Origin of the sequence: Arthrobacter sp. SLBN-112, from assembly GCF_030944625.1 — a bacterium.
Lineage (GTDB): Bacteria > Actinomycetota > Actinomycetes > Actinomycetales > Micrococcaceae > Arthrobacter.
Map to the genome: position 1 here is coordinate 1,610,529 of NZ_JAUSXY010000001.1, position 14,535 is coordinate 1,625,063.

11 protein-coding genes are annotated in these 14,535 nt (G+C 66.7%); 7 read left to right on the plus strand and 4 right to left on the minus strand.

The annotated features are described in order from the left end of the window. Positions 1 to 7 precede the first annotated feature (7 nt). Genes QF050_RS07550 through QF050_RS07565 form a run of 4 tightly spaced genes read left to right on the plus strand, consistent with a single transcriptional unit; the run spans position 8 to position 4,464 of the window. The gene (locus QF050_RS07550) at positions 8 to 973 is read left to right on the plus strand and encodes an NAD(P)-dependent oxidoreductase (protein WP_308929881.1); all 966 of its coding nucleotides are present in this window, start codon (positions 8 to 10) and stop codon (positions 971 to 973) included. Next, the gene (locus QF050_RS07555) at positions 970 to 1,875 is read left to right on the plus strand and encodes a 5-dehydro-4-deoxyglucarate dehydratase (RefSeq protein ID WP_308929882.1); all 906 of its coding nucleotides are present in this window, start codon (positions 970 to 972) and stop codon (positions 1,873 to 1,875) included. Before QF050_RS07550 ends, QF050_RS07555 begins: the two co-directional genes overlap by 4 nt. Continuing rightward, positions 1,875 to 2,978, plus strand: a complete 1,104-nt coding sequence (locus QF050_RS07560; RefSeq protein ID WP_308929883.1) for a mandelate racemase/muconate lactonizing enzyme family protein — start codon at positions 1,875 to 1,877, stop codon at positions 2,976 to 2,978. The genes QF050_RS07555 and QF050_RS07560 overlap by 1 nt, the downstream gene beginning before the upstream one ends. Positions 2,979 to 3,012: 34 nt before the next feature. Next, positions 3,013 to 4,464 (plus strand): aldehyde dehydrogenase (NADP(+)), encoded by a 1,452-nt coding sequence (locus QF050_RS07565; protein ID WP_308929884.1) that lies wholly within the window; start codon positions 3,013 to 3,015, stop codon positions 4,462 to 4,464. 120 nt (positions 4,465 to 4,584) lie between these two features. Here QF050_RS07565 and QF050_RS07570 read toward each other — a convergent pair whose 3' ends face one another. The 4 genes from QF050_RS07570 to QF050_RS07585 are packed head-to-tail and all read right to left on the minus strand — an operon-like array spanning position 4,585 to position 10,227. Then, complete coding sequence (locus QF050_RS07570; RefSeq protein WP_308929885.1) at positions 4,585 to 5,700, minus strand: M24 family metallopeptidase; 1,116 nt, start codon at positions 5,698 to 5,700, stop codon at positions 4,585 to 4,587. After that, the gene (locus QF050_RS07575) at positions 5,697 to 7,754 is read right to left on the minus strand and encodes a DUF6807 family protein (RefSeq protein WP_374121510.1); all 2,058 of its coding nucleotides are present in this window, start codon (positions 7,752 to 7,754) and stop codon (positions 5,697 to 5,699) included. The genes QF050_RS07570 and QF050_RS07575 overlap by 4 nt, the downstream gene beginning before the upstream one ends. A 31-nt stretch (positions 7,755 to 7,785) precedes the next feature. Next, positions 7,786 to 8,907, minus strand: a complete 1,122-nt coding sequence (locus QF050_RS07580; RefSeq protein ID WP_308929886.1) for an acetylesterase — start codon at positions 8,905 to 8,907, stop codon at positions 7,786 to 7,788. Between the two features lie 51 nt (positions 8,908 to 8,958). Continuing rightward, positions 8,959 to 10,227: a sugar ABC transporter substrate-binding protein gene (locus QF050_RS07585; protein ID WP_308929887.1), complete on the minus strand. Its 1,269-nt coding sequence runs from the start codon at positions 10,225 to 10,227 to the stop codon at positions 8,959 to 8,961. 374 nt (positions 10,228 to 10,601) lie between these two features. Between QF050_RS07585 and QF050_RS07590 the strand changes: the two genes are divergently transcribed. The 3 genes from QF050_RS07590 to QF050_RS07600 all read left to right on the plus strand — a co-directional run bounded on the left by QF050_RS07590 (position 10,602) and on the right by QF050_RS07600 (position 14,126). Next, positions 10,602 to 11,546 carry a sugar ABC transporter permease gene (locus QF050_RS07590; protein ID WP_308929888.1) on the plus strand — a complete coding sequence of 315 codons (945 nt, stop codon included), beginning with the start codon at positions 10,602 to 10,604 and terminating at the stop codon, positions 11,544 to 11,546. Continuing rightward, a complete protein-coding gene (locus QF050_RS07595; protein WP_308929889.1) occupies positions 11,536 to 12,480 on the plus strand; it encodes a carbohydrate ABC transporter permease in 945 nt (314 codons plus the stop codon). The genes QF050_RS07590 and QF050_RS07595 overlap by 11 nt, the downstream gene beginning before the upstream one ends. Before the next feature lie 287 nt (positions 12,481 to 12,767). Next, complete coding sequence (locus QF050_RS07600) at positions 12,768 to 14,126, plus strand: extracellular solute-binding protein (protein WP_308929890.1); 1,359 nt, start codon at positions 12,768 to 12,770, stop codon at positions 14,124 to 14,126. The last annotated feature ends 409 nt before the right edge of the window (positions 14,127 to 14,535 follow it).

Consider the following 14,535-nt stretch of genomic DNA (forward strand, 5'->3'; position numbering starts at 1 on the left):
AAAACCCATGAGCAGGATATTCGTTACCGGCGGTTCCGGCCGCCTGGGCCGCAGCGTCGTGGCCGGACTGGCCCAGGCGGGCCACGAGGTGGTGTCCGTGGACCGCGACGCCGTGCCCGCTGACCAGCTGCCGCCCGGCGTCGTGCAGGAAACCGCCGATCTCCTGGCCCCGGGGGAGGCGCTGCGCCTCCTCCGGGACGCAAGGCCCGACGCCGTCATCCACCTGGCGGCCATCGCCGTTCCGTTCAGCGCACCCGAGGACGTCATCTTCGCCACCAACACCCGGCTCGCCTTCGCCGTGATCAGCGCCGCGACGGAACTGGGAATCGGCAAGATTGTCACGGCCAGCAGTCCCACGGTCCTGGGCTACGGCTCGCCCACGGGGTGGCTGCCGCCGTCGTTCCCGCTCGATGAGCGCACCCCGCCCAAGCCGTGGAACGCCTACGCGCTGTCCAAGCTCATCGCCGAGCAGACGGTGCAGATGTTCGCCGCGGCGCAGGGGGAGGGGATCCGGTACGCCGCGTTCCGTCCGTGCTTTGTCATCTCGCCCGAGGAATGGGAAGGCGCTCCCACGCAGCAGGGCCACACCCTCGCTGAACGCCTGGCCGACCCCGCCCTGTCCGCACCGGCCCTGTTCAACTACGTTGATGCCCGGGACGTGGCGGACTTCCTTGACCTGCTGCTGCAGAAAATGACGGACATTCCCAACGGGGAAACCTTTTTTGTGGGCGCGGCCGACGCCTTGGCAACCGTGCCGCTGGCGGAGCTCATGCCCCGGTTCCTGCCGGGCAGTGAAGCCATCAGTGCGGGCCTGACCGGGACCAGCCCCGCCTTCTCCATTGCCAAAGCACAGGAGCTCCTGGGCTGGCAGCCCAAGCGCAGCTGGCGCACCGAACTCACGTCCCGCCACACCCTCAACGACGAGGCTTCCGCATTGGTCACTGCCGGCGGCGGAAGCAAGGAGACACCATGAAATTCGACGGCGTACTGTTCTTTCCCGTCACCCCGTTCACGGCCGAAGGAGCCGTTGACGTGGAACTGCTCAAGGAACACATCGGTTCCCGCCTCCCGTTTGGCCCCGGCGGCGTCTTCCCTGCCTGCGGCACGGGTGAATTCCATGCCCTGAGCATCGATGAGGTCCGCACCGTGGTGTCGGCCGCCGTCGAGGTCGTTGCCGGGAGGGTTCCCGTGGTGGCCGGGGCGGGTGGACCGCTGGGGCACGCCCTCGCCGCCGCCCGGGTTGCCGAGGAAGCCGGCGCCGACGCCCTCCTGGTGTTGCCGCCCTACCTGGTGACCGGACCCACCGACGGCCTGGTGGCCTACATCGAGGCCGTCGCCAATGCCAGCAGCCTGCCGGTCATCGTCTACCACCGTGGCAACGCAAAGTTCACCGCTGCGTCCATGGCGAAGCTGGCCGCCAATCCCAAGGTCATCGGCTTCAAGGACGGCCTGGGCGACGTGGGGCTGGCCCAGGAAATCGTCACCGCGGTCAAGGCCACCGGCCGGGAGGACTTCGCTTTCTTCAACGGCCTCCTCACCGCCGAACTGACCCAGGGTGCCTACCGCGGCCTGGGGATCCCGCTGTATTCGTCGGCCGCGTTCGCCATGGCACCGGAGATCGCCAAGGCCTACTACGACGCCTACGTTTCCGGGGACGAGGACCGCCGCAATGCCCTGCTGGAGGGCTTCTACGCCCCACTGGTCCGCCTGCGCGACCAGACCCCGGGGTTCGGCGTTTCCCTGATCAAGGCCGGCTTGCGCCTTGGCGGCCTGCCGGTTGGCCCGGTGCGCCCGCCGCTGGTGGATCCCACCGAGGAACAGCTGGTGGAGCTCAAGGCCATCCTCGCCAGGGGCTACGAGCTGGCCGGCCGCTGATGGGCGCCCCCGCGACCGCGACCGTCAGTACAGTTCCGCGCATCACGGGCCTGTCCACGCGGCTCATCACGGTGCCGCTGCGCCGGAGCTGGGGGGCTGAGGCGCCGGAGAACCACGTCATCGCCACCGAGCTCCACACGGATGACGGCGGCACCGGATACGGCTTCTCCTGGACCCCCACCATCGGGCCCCGGGCGGTCAAGGCCCTGCTGGACTATGACATTGCGCCGTTCATCACCGGGCTGCCGGCCACCCCGGAAACGGTGTGGGACGCGTTGTGGAAGCGGCTGCACGAGGCCGGTGGCGGGGGACTGACCACCATTGCCATGGCGGGAGCAGACCTTGCACTCTGGGACCTTCAGGCCCGCCGCGCCGGGGCCTCGGTCACCGGTCTTTTGGGCCAGCGGCAGGAATCCGCGGAGGTGTATGGCTCCGGAGTGAACCTGCACTACACCCTGGAGGAGCTGGTGGCGCAGGCTGAACGCTGGGTTGCCGCAGGCCATCAGGCCATCAAGATCAAGGTGGGCAAACCGGACCTGCGCGAGGACGCCGAGCGGGTGGCCGCGGTGCGGTCGGTGCTGGGCCCGGACCGGCGCCTCATGATCGACGCGAACCAGCGCTGGGACCTTCCCACCACGTTCCGGGCGCTGGACGTCCTGGCCGAATTCGGGCTCGAATGGCTGGAGGAACCCATCCGGGCGGACGACCTCTGGGCCTACCGCCGGCTCCGCAAACACTCCCCGGTGCCCATAGCCCTGGGCGAAAACCTGCACACCATCTACCGTTTCCGCGACTTCATTGACGCTGAGGCGGTGGACATCATCCAGCCCAACATCATCCGGGTAGGCGGCATCACCCCGTTCCGGCGGATCGTGGAGCTGGCACGGACCAACAGCATCAAGGTGATGCCGCACCTGCTCCCGGAACTGTCCGGCCAGCTGGCATTGACCCTGGCGGAACCCGCCATGGTGGAGGACGTCGAGGAGGCGTCCTTCGAGCAGCTGGGCATCCTGGACGGGCCATCGCCGGTCCGGTTCAACAACAGCCGGGTGGCCCTGTCAGACCAGCCCGGCCTGGGATTCCGCTTCCGGGACGCACCGTAACGACGTACGCACATCCACAGAACAGGTACCTGACGTGACAACTGCAACACTTTCCCTGTCCGAGCTCACCGCTGCCGCCACGGAAGCCGCCAGGACCGCCGCCGCGGCCACCGATGCCGAGCGCGCCGCCTGGCTCAACGCGGTGGCAGACGCCCTGGACGCCAACGCGGCCGAACTGGTGGAAATCGCGGATGCCGAGACCAGCCTGGGGGTTCCCCGGCTGACCGGCGAGGTAGCCCGCACCACCGGCCAGCTGCGTCTTTTCGCCACCGTCATCACCGAGGGCTCCTACCTTGAAGCCATCATCGACCACGCGGATCCCGCCGCCACGCCGCCCAAACCCGACCTTCGCCGCATCCTGCGGCCCATCGGTCCCGTGGCGGTCTTCTCGGCGTCGAACTTCCCGTTCGCCTTCTCCGTGGCCGGCGGTGACACGGCCTCGGCCCTCGCCGTCGGCTGCTCCGTGATCGTCAAGGCCCACTCAGGGCACCTGCGGCTGTCCGAGCGGACCGCGGAGATCGTGGCTGACGCCCTGCGCGGCGCCGGTGCTCCGGACGGCTTGTTCGCCCTGGTCAGCGGCCGCGAGGTGGGAACGGCACTGGTCCAGGACCCTGCCATCAAGGCCGTCGGCTTCACCGGTTCCATCCCCGGCGGCCGTGCCCTCTTCGACCTCGCCACGTCGCGGCCCGATCCCATCCCGTTCTACGGAGAGCTGGGCAGCCTCAACCCCGTGGTCATCACGGCGGCAGCACTCCAGGCGCGCCCGGCAGAACTGGCCGCCGGCCTGGCCGGATCCTTCACGCTGGGCGCCGGCCAGTTCTGCACCAAGCCCGGCCTGGTGTTCATTCCGGCCGGAACTTCCTTCGCGGCAGAGGTAGCCGAGGCCAGCAAGGACAAGCCTGCTGCCGGCATGCTGACCCGCCGCATCGCCGAGGCCTACCCGGACGGGCTGCGCAGCTTCGCCGCCGTGGAGGGCGTGGAGGTAGTGGGCGGCACCGTGGACCAGGATGCGGCCGCCAACGGGGCGGCTCCGGTGGTGTTCGCCACCACCGCGGCCAAAGTCCTGGAGCGGCCGGAGCAGCTGCTTGAAGAGTGCTTCGGACCCACCACCATCCTCATCGAATACACGGACCAGCAGGAACTGTCGGCTGTCCTGGCCGAGGTTCCCGGCAGCCTGACGGCTACCGTGCACGCCGTGCCCGGTGAGGACATCGCGGCGCTGGTGGAGCAGCTTTCCGGCCTGGCCGGCCGCGTCCTGTTCAATGGCTGGCCCACGGGCGTCGCCGTGAACTGGGCCCAGCAGCACGGCGGCCCGTACCCGGCCACCACCTCGCTGTTCACCTCGGTGGGGGCGACGGCGGTGCGCCGCTTCCAGCGCCCCGTGGCCTACCAGGACGCCCCGGAAGCGGTCCTGCACCCGGCGCTGCGCGAGGATAATCCGCTGGAGATCCCGCGCCGCGTGGATGGGGAGCTGCGGCTTCCGTAACAACGCCCGCTTACATACTGCAGCTTGTAATCGAAACGCCCGCTCACTTATGGCCGCTTATACGGCCATAAGTGAGCGGGCGTTTCGTGTTTTGCTGCAGTATGTGAGCGGGCGTCTAATTTACAGCTGCAGCGTCACCGGGCGTTCCAGCCCGTTCACGGTGGCCGCCGGCCAGCGCGGGTCCACAGTGAGGACGCGAAGCCCGGATTCCGTGAGCAGGACCGTGTCCTCGATCTTGACGCCGGGCCCGGAGGGGTTCCAGGTGAACGCCTGGTCCAGCACCACCGTGTCCGTGACGCTTGAGGTGACGCGGGGATCGCGCCCCGCGTATCCGGCCGGCCCGCCCTGGTGGTGTTGTTCCCACTGGTCCGCGCCGAAACCATGCCGGACGTAGGCGGCCTGGATCTCGGTAAAGATCCGGTCCAGCCGGGTTCCGGGAACCGTGGCATCGAAAATGTCCGCCTCCACTGCCGCGATGCGGGCCTCGGCGTCGCGCTCGCCGGGCGTGCCGGCGTCGAACCTTATCCAGCGGGTGATGTTGGCAACCAGGCCGTCGCGGCGGGCACAGACCACCGCCATGGCGCGCCGGCCCAGGGGCCCCTGGGTGGCCAGGGGGTGCCGGAACGTGCTGCGGGAGCTGCCGTTGCACAGGAGCACCAGGGGCTCCGCGCCGGCGGCCACCACCCGGGCGGCCAGCGCCGAGACCAGCCCGAATTCGGTGGTGTCCGGGCGGGCGCCGGACAGTACATCGGTCATGATGCCGGCCAGTTCGGCGCTGAGCAGGGCGTAGCGTGCACTCTCCGCCGGAAGCAACTGCTGGCGGGCGGCGCGCAGTTCGGCGGCCACCTCTCCTTCGGACAGCGGCGGCAGGGCGTCATTGCCGACCGCGGCCGCTGCCTGGTGCAGGTTCGCGTACCAGGGAACGGTGTGCAGGTTGACCCCCAGCGGAAGCTCCTCGGCCGCGATCCTGCCGGCTTCGTTGTTGAACGTCACCAGGTGGTCGCCGTCGCGGGCAACCAGCACGGCGGCGATGGGGTCGCCGGCCAGGCTGACGTGGACTCGGCTGCCGTCCAGGTACCAGGTCAGGGCTGTATTGGTGGTGAGGAGCAGCGAATCCCGCCCGGCGGCGTCCAGGACGTCCAGGACGCGGCGGCGCTTGATGGCCCGGTCTGCCAGTGATCCGGGAGCCACGCGCGCCTCCTGGGGGGGAACGGCTGCGGCTGTGGTCTGGGTCATGACAGGTCCCCCTGCTGGTTGATCAGTGTTTCGATGTCGGCTGTGGCCAGGAGTCCGTCGGCCACAAAAACGGTGATGTGCCGCCGCACCGGGTTCCCGGGCTCCGCGATGACAGGCGTATCCCACGCCAGCGACTGGCCCACGCCCGGGTAGCCGTCCACCCGGACAAACCACGGATCCGGGGAGTCCCCGGATGCCACGAACACCAAGGTGGCCGGGCCGCCGTCGAACGTTCCCGACCAGGCGAGCCACGGCGTGACGCTGCCGTGCGTCTGCGACTCCCCGGCGCCGGCCGGTGTCCAGACGGCCGCGTCCACGCATTCGGGAAGCCGCCAGAAGAAGCCGCCGTAGCCACCCTCGAACCGGCCGTTGGAGCCCGGGCTGCCCAGGCTGACCGGCGTGCTTCCGGCAGGTGACAGTGCAAAGTCCAGTGACAGCCGCCAGGCGGAGGGCGCGACGCCGGACCACGCCCAGGTGCGCTCCTCGAGGAGGACGGGGGAGCCGTCCTGCCCGTTCCAGCTCAGCGTCTCCCGCAGGACGCCGGGCCTGCCGGCGCCGGCGTCGGGCTGGAACGACGCGGTGCCGGTGCTTGCGATGCTGCCGTGGTCCGGGCGCCAGACGTACTGGCCGGCTTCCCTGGTGTAGGTGCGGCCGCCCCAGAAATTCACCCCGTCCACATCCTGCAGGGCCACGCCGGCGCCCAGGTGCCACACGTGGTCCAGGGGCTGGTGGTCTGTCACCACGGTGCCGTTCAGGGTGCGCACCGGATGCAGGTAGGGGCGCGGGGAAGAAACCGGCCGGATATGGCTGCCGTCCTGGTAGTCCGCGACCGGGCGGCCCCCAACGCTCAGCGTCCGGACCGGCGGAAGGGGGCGGGCCCAGGGGACACCGAGTTCGGCGAATGTTGCCTGTGCCTTGACGGCGCGTTCCACCAGGCCGGAGATGCCCTGCACCACGGGGTGGGCGTCGTCGCCCTCGCCTTGCCAGGTGATGAATTCGGCGCCGATCGGGGCGGGTGCCGGCGCTGTACGGATGGCTTCCAGGACGGTGGTGAATGCTCCGGTGTCCTCCAGCGCGCACAGCAGCTGCGTCCCGTTGGCACGGGCGTCCAGCAGGTTTTCGAGCAGGTCCGTCCGGCCGAAAGACTCGCGGCGCTCGCCGTCCGGGGTGGTGATGACAACGTCATCCTCCGTGTAGGAGAGGGTGATCTCGCCCAGGGTTCCGTGCACGGTGACGGCGGGGTTGAGCTGTTCGGGGGCACAGAGCGTGAGGGCGCAGAGCAGCGTGTTTCCGCCTGCGGTGCGGACCCGAAGAATGGAGGTGTCGTCGCTCTCGGTGTCGTTGGCCCGGTACAGGTCTGTTTCCACCGAGACGACGTCCGCGAGGGTATGAGCGCCCGCCAGGTGCAATCCGGTGGCAACGGCGTGGGCGAGGGCATTTGTGGCCACCCCGTCCACAACGTCCGTGCCGTCGAGGCTGCGCTTTCCGGCCCAGCGCGAGCGGTTGAAGTACGCCTTGGTCCGCAGCCATTGGCCGGTGGCGCTGAGACCCAGGACGGTGCCGATTTCACCCGTATCCACCAGGTCCCGGATGGCGGGCAGGGCTTGGGAGCCCAGGCTTTGGAAGCCCACCTGGACCAGGCGCCCGTGCTCCCGGGCCGCGGCCAGGACCTGCTCGAACTGCGCCAGCGATGCCACCGGCGGCTTTTCGACATAGACGTCCATCCCGGCTTGCAGTGCTGCGATGGCCAGCGGGGCATGGGTCTGGATGGGAGTGGCAAGAATGACGACGTCGGCACCCGGCTGCGCAGCGAGCAGGCCGTCCAAGTCGGGGAACACTGCCACGGTGTCCGCGAGCGTGCCCGCCTGCGGCGGGTTGGGATCGGCGACGGCCACCAGTTCCAGGGCACCGGCCTGTTCGAGCCGGGCCAGGTTGGCAAGGTGCCGCTCGCCGAAGCCGTGCACGCCCACCAAGGCAATGCGGGGGACGGCGGCCGGAGGTTTGGGCGTGTTCTCGCGCCCGGGTTCCGTGGAGGCGGCTTGCTGAATAGTCACGTGGGTCCTTGGGAGTGTTGCCGGTAGGGGGTCAGTTGGTCAGCGTTTCAGCCAGGAATTGGAGGGCTTCGTCCTGCATGGCCGCCGTGAAGACGTGCCCGCCGGGCCAGAAGCTTCCGGCGTACCTGTCCGTGCCGCTGTGCAGGGATTCGAGCAACCGGTGGGCCTGGCGCATCCCGTCCTCCGGGAAGAGCTCATCCGCCAAGGCATACTGCACCAGGAACCGGGCGGCCCCCGAACGTGCGGTGAGCTCGGGCCAATCACCCAGGCGCCAGAGCCCCGGGGTTTGCAGCAGCCACGAGTGCGCGTCGAGGTAGGCGGGGAAGAGGGATTCGAAGGTGGTCATCATGCAGGTGACCACGGCTGCCCGGATGCGCGGGCTCAGGGCGGCGAGCGTCAGGGAGCGGCCGCCCCCGCCGGAGAAGCCGATGCACCCCAGATTGTCTGCATCCACGCCGGGCAGTGCGGCCAGGACGTCGAGGGCGGCGAGGTCGTCGTGGGCCACCATGCCGGCCAGGCTGGTGCCCAGGAGCCCTGCCGCCTTGGCCACGGTGTCCTCGTGGAAGCCGGCAGCGGCGTTGTATTCCTCCGCGTCGGAAGGCACGACGCCGTCCGCCCGCCATTGTGCCTGCCGCGCGTCGGCGGCCGCAGCGGTCCGCCACGGCGGGGTGGAGAGGTCAAACCTGCGGCTTCCCCAGGCAAAGGCATCGTGGGCCAGGACGGCGAATCCTTGGCGGGCGATCCCGGTGGCCAGTGCCCGGCCGTCATAGTGCCCGGCGCGGGCGGCAGCCGCCGATGGGTGGGTTGCCGGGAGATCCACCAGCCGGTCCGCGCCGCCGAACTTGTTTCCGCCGTGGCAGTGCAGGGCCAGTACGCCTGGCAGTGGCCCGGAACTTCCGGCCGGACGGACCAGCCAGCCCGTGGTGGGCGGCCCGAAGCCCAACTGCCAGCTCAGCTCGGTGGTGGTGGCGTCGTCGTACGTTTCCTCCCAGTGCACCCTTATTTCCAAAGGCGCGGGCGCACCGGGGACGCCCAAAGCATCGGATAGCTTCTGCGCGGCGGCGGTGGACGCCAGGTAGCGGGGGTGGGCCCGGACATAGGCAGGCCAGTCGTCGTATCCGGCGATGGCGCTGGGCCGTGCTGTCTTGATCATGTGCCTGCCTCCTTTCGTTGGTTGTCGCCTGTGAATCTGTCCGCCGCGGGGTCAGGCGAGGTTTTGGTTGACTTCTGAAATCATGCCTTTGGCGGCGTCCCGCGGCGAGATCTTTCCGAAGAGTACATCTGTGTTGTAACGGTTCAAAACCTCCATGGTTGCCGATGATCCTGCCGGGAAAGGCCTGGGCGCCGGGATTTTCATGGCCGCAATCCGGTCCAGGTAGGTGGCTTCCTTCTGCTGGGTTTCCTTCAGCAGGGGAGTGATTCCCGCCTTGAGCTCGGTGTTGGCAGGCATGCCGCGGTCACTCTTGATCTTGCCGGCCGCGTCCATGTTGTTGACCAGGTAGTTGATGAACAGGGCCGCTTCCTTGGGCTGGGACGATTTGGACGAGATGGCGTATTCCATCGAGGACCGCAGCCACGCCCCCGGCGTCTTGCTTTCGCCGGGGAGTTTCATCATGACCAGCGGGGCGCCGGAGTAGGACGTCATCTGGTTGCTCCAGGAAATCTTCATTCCTTGCTTTCCCTGGCCCATCAGCGTCATCTCGGGCTGGGCGGAGCCGTCCTCGACGGTCTGGGAGGCAGATGGGGCGCCGCCTGTTTCCATCAGGTTCTTGTTGAGCTCAAACCACTTGGCGAGCGTGTCTTCGCTGATGCCCATTTTCTTGCCGTCGTCCGTGTAGAGCTCCTGGCCGTTCTGCCGCGCCCAGACGGCGAGGAAGGAGTCGTTGGCCATCGGGGTGGTGCCGAAGGTGCCGGCCGGCGACTTTTTGGTGAGTTCCGCGGCGATCCGTGCGTAGTCGTCCCACGTCCAGGTTTCGTCGTCCGGCAGCGGTACGCCGGCGGCCTCGAAGACCTTGGGGTCCAGGACCATGGACATGGAGTTGACGCCGGCAGTGATGGTGTACTGCTTGCCGTTGATCTTGCCCAGGTCAACGGTCCCTTCGGCGAACTTTGAGGTGTCGATCTGGCCCTTGACCTTGTCCAGGTCCAGGAGGACGCCGCGGCTGGCGTATTCGCTGGGGTAGGCGCCGCTCATGGCGATCACGTCCGGGGTGGTTCCGCCGGCGATTTGGGTGGCCATCTTGTCCCAATAGGAGCTGAATTCCGTGTTCTCGCCCTGGACCTTGATGGTGGGGTTGGCGGCTTCGAAGGCTTTGATGACCTCCATGGTGGTCTTTGCCCTGGAGTCGTTGCCCCACCAGGCGAACCGGATCGTGACGGGATGCTCCGCCGTCCCCGCTTTTCCGGCCTGCGGGCTGTTGCCGCAGCCGGTCAGAACCAGGGCCAGTGCGGCGGCGGCACCGGTGATTCCCATCACGGATTTCCTGAGACCAAACTTCATTGTCGTGCCCCTCATTTTTTGTGACTGTGCGACCCTGTTATGCGTAACAGAAAACGTTTTCTCAAAAACTAACAAAGGGCTGTACAGGAGTCAAGAAACCGTTTACTTTGGTACGGAGCCGCTTTCTAAAACGACGCTCCCGGCGGCGGAAGAGCTCCAGCCCTGACAGGCGTGGAGCGGGCCCGCGAAGGGAGTGCGTGATCCCCCCCATCGCCTGGCGATGACCGAAACGTGGAGGCCACGATGACCAAAGGAGACCACATGGCCGCAAAGCACATCCCCAGGACGCCCCGTCCGGCCCAGTTGCCGGCCGCAGCGTGCCTGCTGTCCGTGACGGAGCAGCAACCGTGAGCGCCATTAGCGAACTGTCTTCGTTGAGCCGGCGGAAGGGTAAAGCCACCGCCGAGGAGAAGAAGGCCAACAGGCGGGACAACAAGGCCGCCTATATCTTCCTGTTGCCGTGGCTGGTGGGCCTGGTGGCCATCACCATCGGCCCGATGTTGATGTCCCTGTACTTGTCCTTTACGGATTACAACCTGCTCCAGCCGCCTGAGTGGACGGGGCTGGATAACTTCACCCGGATGCTCAGCGATGCCCGGCTGCACAACTCCTTGCGGGTCACGTTTACGTACGTCCTGGTCGGTGTGCCACTGCAGCTCGCTGTGGCACTGCTGATCGCGCTCGTCCTGGACAAGGGGCTCCGCGGCCTTCCGTTCTACCGTTCGGTGTTCTACTTGCCGTCGTTGCTGGGCGGCTCAGTTGCCGTCGCCATCCTGTGGAAGCAGATCTTCGGCACCACGGGCCTGGTCAACCAGGTCCTGGCCATGTTCGGCATCCAGGGTCCGGGCTGGATCTCGGACCCCAGCACGGCCCTGGGATCCATCATCCTGCTGCACGTCTGGACCTTCGGAGCCCCGATGATCATCTTCCTTGCGGGCCTGCGCCAGATCCCCAACATGTACTACGAGGCAGCCAGGGTGGACGGTGCCACCACGCTCCAGCAGTTCTGGCGGATCACCTTGCCGATGCTGAGCCCGATCATCTTCTTCAACCTGGTGCTGCAGATCATCGGTTCGTTCCAGTCCTTCACCCAGGCGTTCATCGTCTCCGGCGGCAACGGCGGACCTTCCGACTCCACGATGTTCTTCACCCTGTACCTCTACCAAAAGGGCTTCGGCCAGTTCGACATGGGCTACGCCTCAGCCATGGCGTGGGTGCTGCTGCTCATCATCGGCGTCTTCACCGCCATCAACTTCATCGCTTCTAAGTATTGGGTTTTCTATGACGACTAAGCTTGAGACGCTGCCCACCCCGGAGAAGAAGTCCGGGGGCGCCGGCAAGCCTACGAACCGCAAGTCCAGGGTCCGCGAGTCCCGGGGAACGCTGGCCTTCAGCAGGGCCCAGCGCGGTAAAGCGCTGATGAAGCACGGCATCCTGATCCTGGCCGGCGGGCTGATGATCTATCCGCTCCTGTGGATGGTGGTTTCATCGCTGCGGCCCAATGACCTGATCTTCCGTGAACCGGGCCTGTGGCTTAGCAGCCTGGAAATGAGCAACTACACCTCCGGATGGTCGGCCCTGACGCACCCGTTCGGCCACTACATGATCAACTCCGCCATCGTGGTGATCGGTTCGATCCTGGGCAACCTCATCTCGTGCTCCATGGCCGCCTATGCGTTCGCCCGGCTGCAGTTCACCGCCAAGAAGCTGTTCTTCGGCATCATGCTGCTGACCATCATGCTCCCGTTCCACGTGGTGATCGTTCCGCAGTACATCCTGTTCTCGCAGATCGGCTGGGTGAACACCTTCTGGCCGCTGATCGTCCCCAAGCTGCTCGCCACGGATGCGTTCTTCGTCTTCCTCATGGTGCAGTTCATCCGCGGCATCCCCAAGGAGCTTGATGAGGCCGCCAGGATCGATGGAGCCGGCCATCCGCGCATCTTCCTGCGCGTAATCCTGCCCTTGATGGTGCCGGCCCTGGCCACCACCACGATCTTCACGTTCATCTGGACCTGGAATGACTTCTTCGGAGCCCTGATCTACCTCACGGACCCGGACATGTTCACCGTTCCGGTAGCACTGCGCGCCTTCGTCGACTCGCAGTCCGCCACCAGTTGGGGCTCCCTGTTCGCCATGTCCATCGTGTCCCTGCTGCCCGTCTTCCTGGTGTTCCTGTTCGGCCAGCGGTTCCTGATCAAGGGCATCGCCACCACCGGCATCAAGTAACAGCACGCGCCACCCGGCGCTACCCGTAACCGAGGGCTGCCCGTCAGGCGGCACCACGATCATCCAGCACCACCCTTTCGAACGGCCCGTCGCACGCGACGGGCCGTTCGTGCGCCCGGGGTCGGGTATATTCGTGGCACATCTTGTAATACAAGTGCCCAACTTGTAGTATTAGATATAGAAAAGCGCTTTCGCGGCATAGGTCCGCCTTTGAAACCTCGAGGGCCACGCCACATGCCAAACCCCAACGTCACCGCACCTGGATCAAAGAAGATCGGAGTTACACAGTGCCGCTATTTCCCCGTCCTGCATCGGCTGCCAAGCAGTCGGCAGGGGCACCACCTTCACGCGCATCGCGCCGAACCCGCAAAGCCGGTGCGGTTGCAGCCGCAGTCGCCGCCATCATGGCCCTCAGTGCCTGCGGCGGCGGAGCCACTCCGCAAAATGCTGACGGAACCGTGGAGCTTCGCTTCTCCTGGTGGGGCGGCGACAAACGCGCCCAGCTGACGCAGGAAGCCATCAAGCAATTCGAAGCCGAAAATCCCAAAATCAAGATCAAGCCGGAGTTTGGCGACTGGAGTGGCTACTGGGACAAGCTGGCCACTCAGGTGGCAGCCAACGACGCCCCGGACATCATCCAGATGGACGAGAAGTACATTACGGAGTACTCCAGCCGTGGCGCGCTCCTGGATCTGTCCAAGTACGATATCGACACCTCCAAAATGGATGAGGCGGCCCTGAATGCCGGCAAGAGCCAGAAGGGCCTGACCGGTATCGCGGCCGGCATCAACGCCGCGACCATCCTGGCCAATCCCGCCGTTTTCCAGGCCGCGGGCGTTCCGCTGCCGGATGACACCAAATGGACGTGGGATGACTTCGGCCGGATCGCCGCTGAGATTACGGCCAAGTCGCCCAAGGGCACCTATGGTGCGGCAGCCTATGGAACGGACGAGGCCTCCCTGGGGGTCTGGCTCCGGCAGGACGGCAAGTCCCTGTATACGTCCGACGGCAAGCTGGGCTTTGAGTCCGGTGACATCGCTGAATGGTGGGCGTTCCTCAAGGAGCTGAGCCAGAAGAAGGCGGTGCCCTCCGCGTCCGAGGTGGTTGAGGCTGAGGCTGCTCCCCTCGACCAGAGTGGACTGGCGACCGGCAAGAATGCCATGGCGTTCTGGTGGTCCAACCAGGCTCCGGCCCTGGAAAAGGCGAGTGGCGGAGACCTGAAGATCCTGCGGTTCCCCACCAAAACGGGCTCGGCGGCCGACGCGGAGCTTTGGTACAAGGCCTCGCAGTTCTGGTCTGCTTCCTCGCGCACCAAGCACCCGCAGGAAACAGCCAAGTTCATCAACTTCCTGACCAACAACGTCAAGGCCGGCGAAGCGCTCCTGGCGGACCGCGGTGTCTACCCGAACTCGGAGGTCCGGGCAGCCATCCAGCCCAAACTGACTCCGGCCGACGTCAAGGTGGTCAACTTCATCGACCAGATCAAGGGCGAACTCGGCGAAGCCCCGGCGCCGCCGCCGAAGGGTGCAGGAGCGATCCAGGAAATCATCAAGCGGTACACATCGGAAGTCCTGTTTGACCGCCTGTCACCGGCCGACGCGGGCAAGAAGGCCACCGACGAGATGAAGTCGGCCATCAGCAACTGATTCTTCACCTCGCCAACACGGCTCCGGACAGTATGGGTGGATAACTCGCCACTCCAAACCTCCGACGGCGGGTGGCAGCTCCGCCCCGGCGGGAACCAAGGGTTCCTCCCGGGGCGGAGCTGTTTAAGGCGCAGCTGTACGGTTACTGCTGCCGCTCAGGCTGCTCCTACGGGGCGGCGCACCCCCTTGACGTGGTTGGATCCCCACACCATCACCCGCGACAGGGACGGACCGAAGCAGCGCCACTACATCAACAACCGAGGTCGCGGCGGGCAGAACAGCACACGCCGCCGCAGGCTCCGCCCCAACTCCCAACACCGCCGCCCCCACAACCGCTTCCATACCCAAAGTCTTCCACCAGGGCGGACATCCAAACCCGCCCAAAAGCCCTATGTGGATAAGGGGGCCT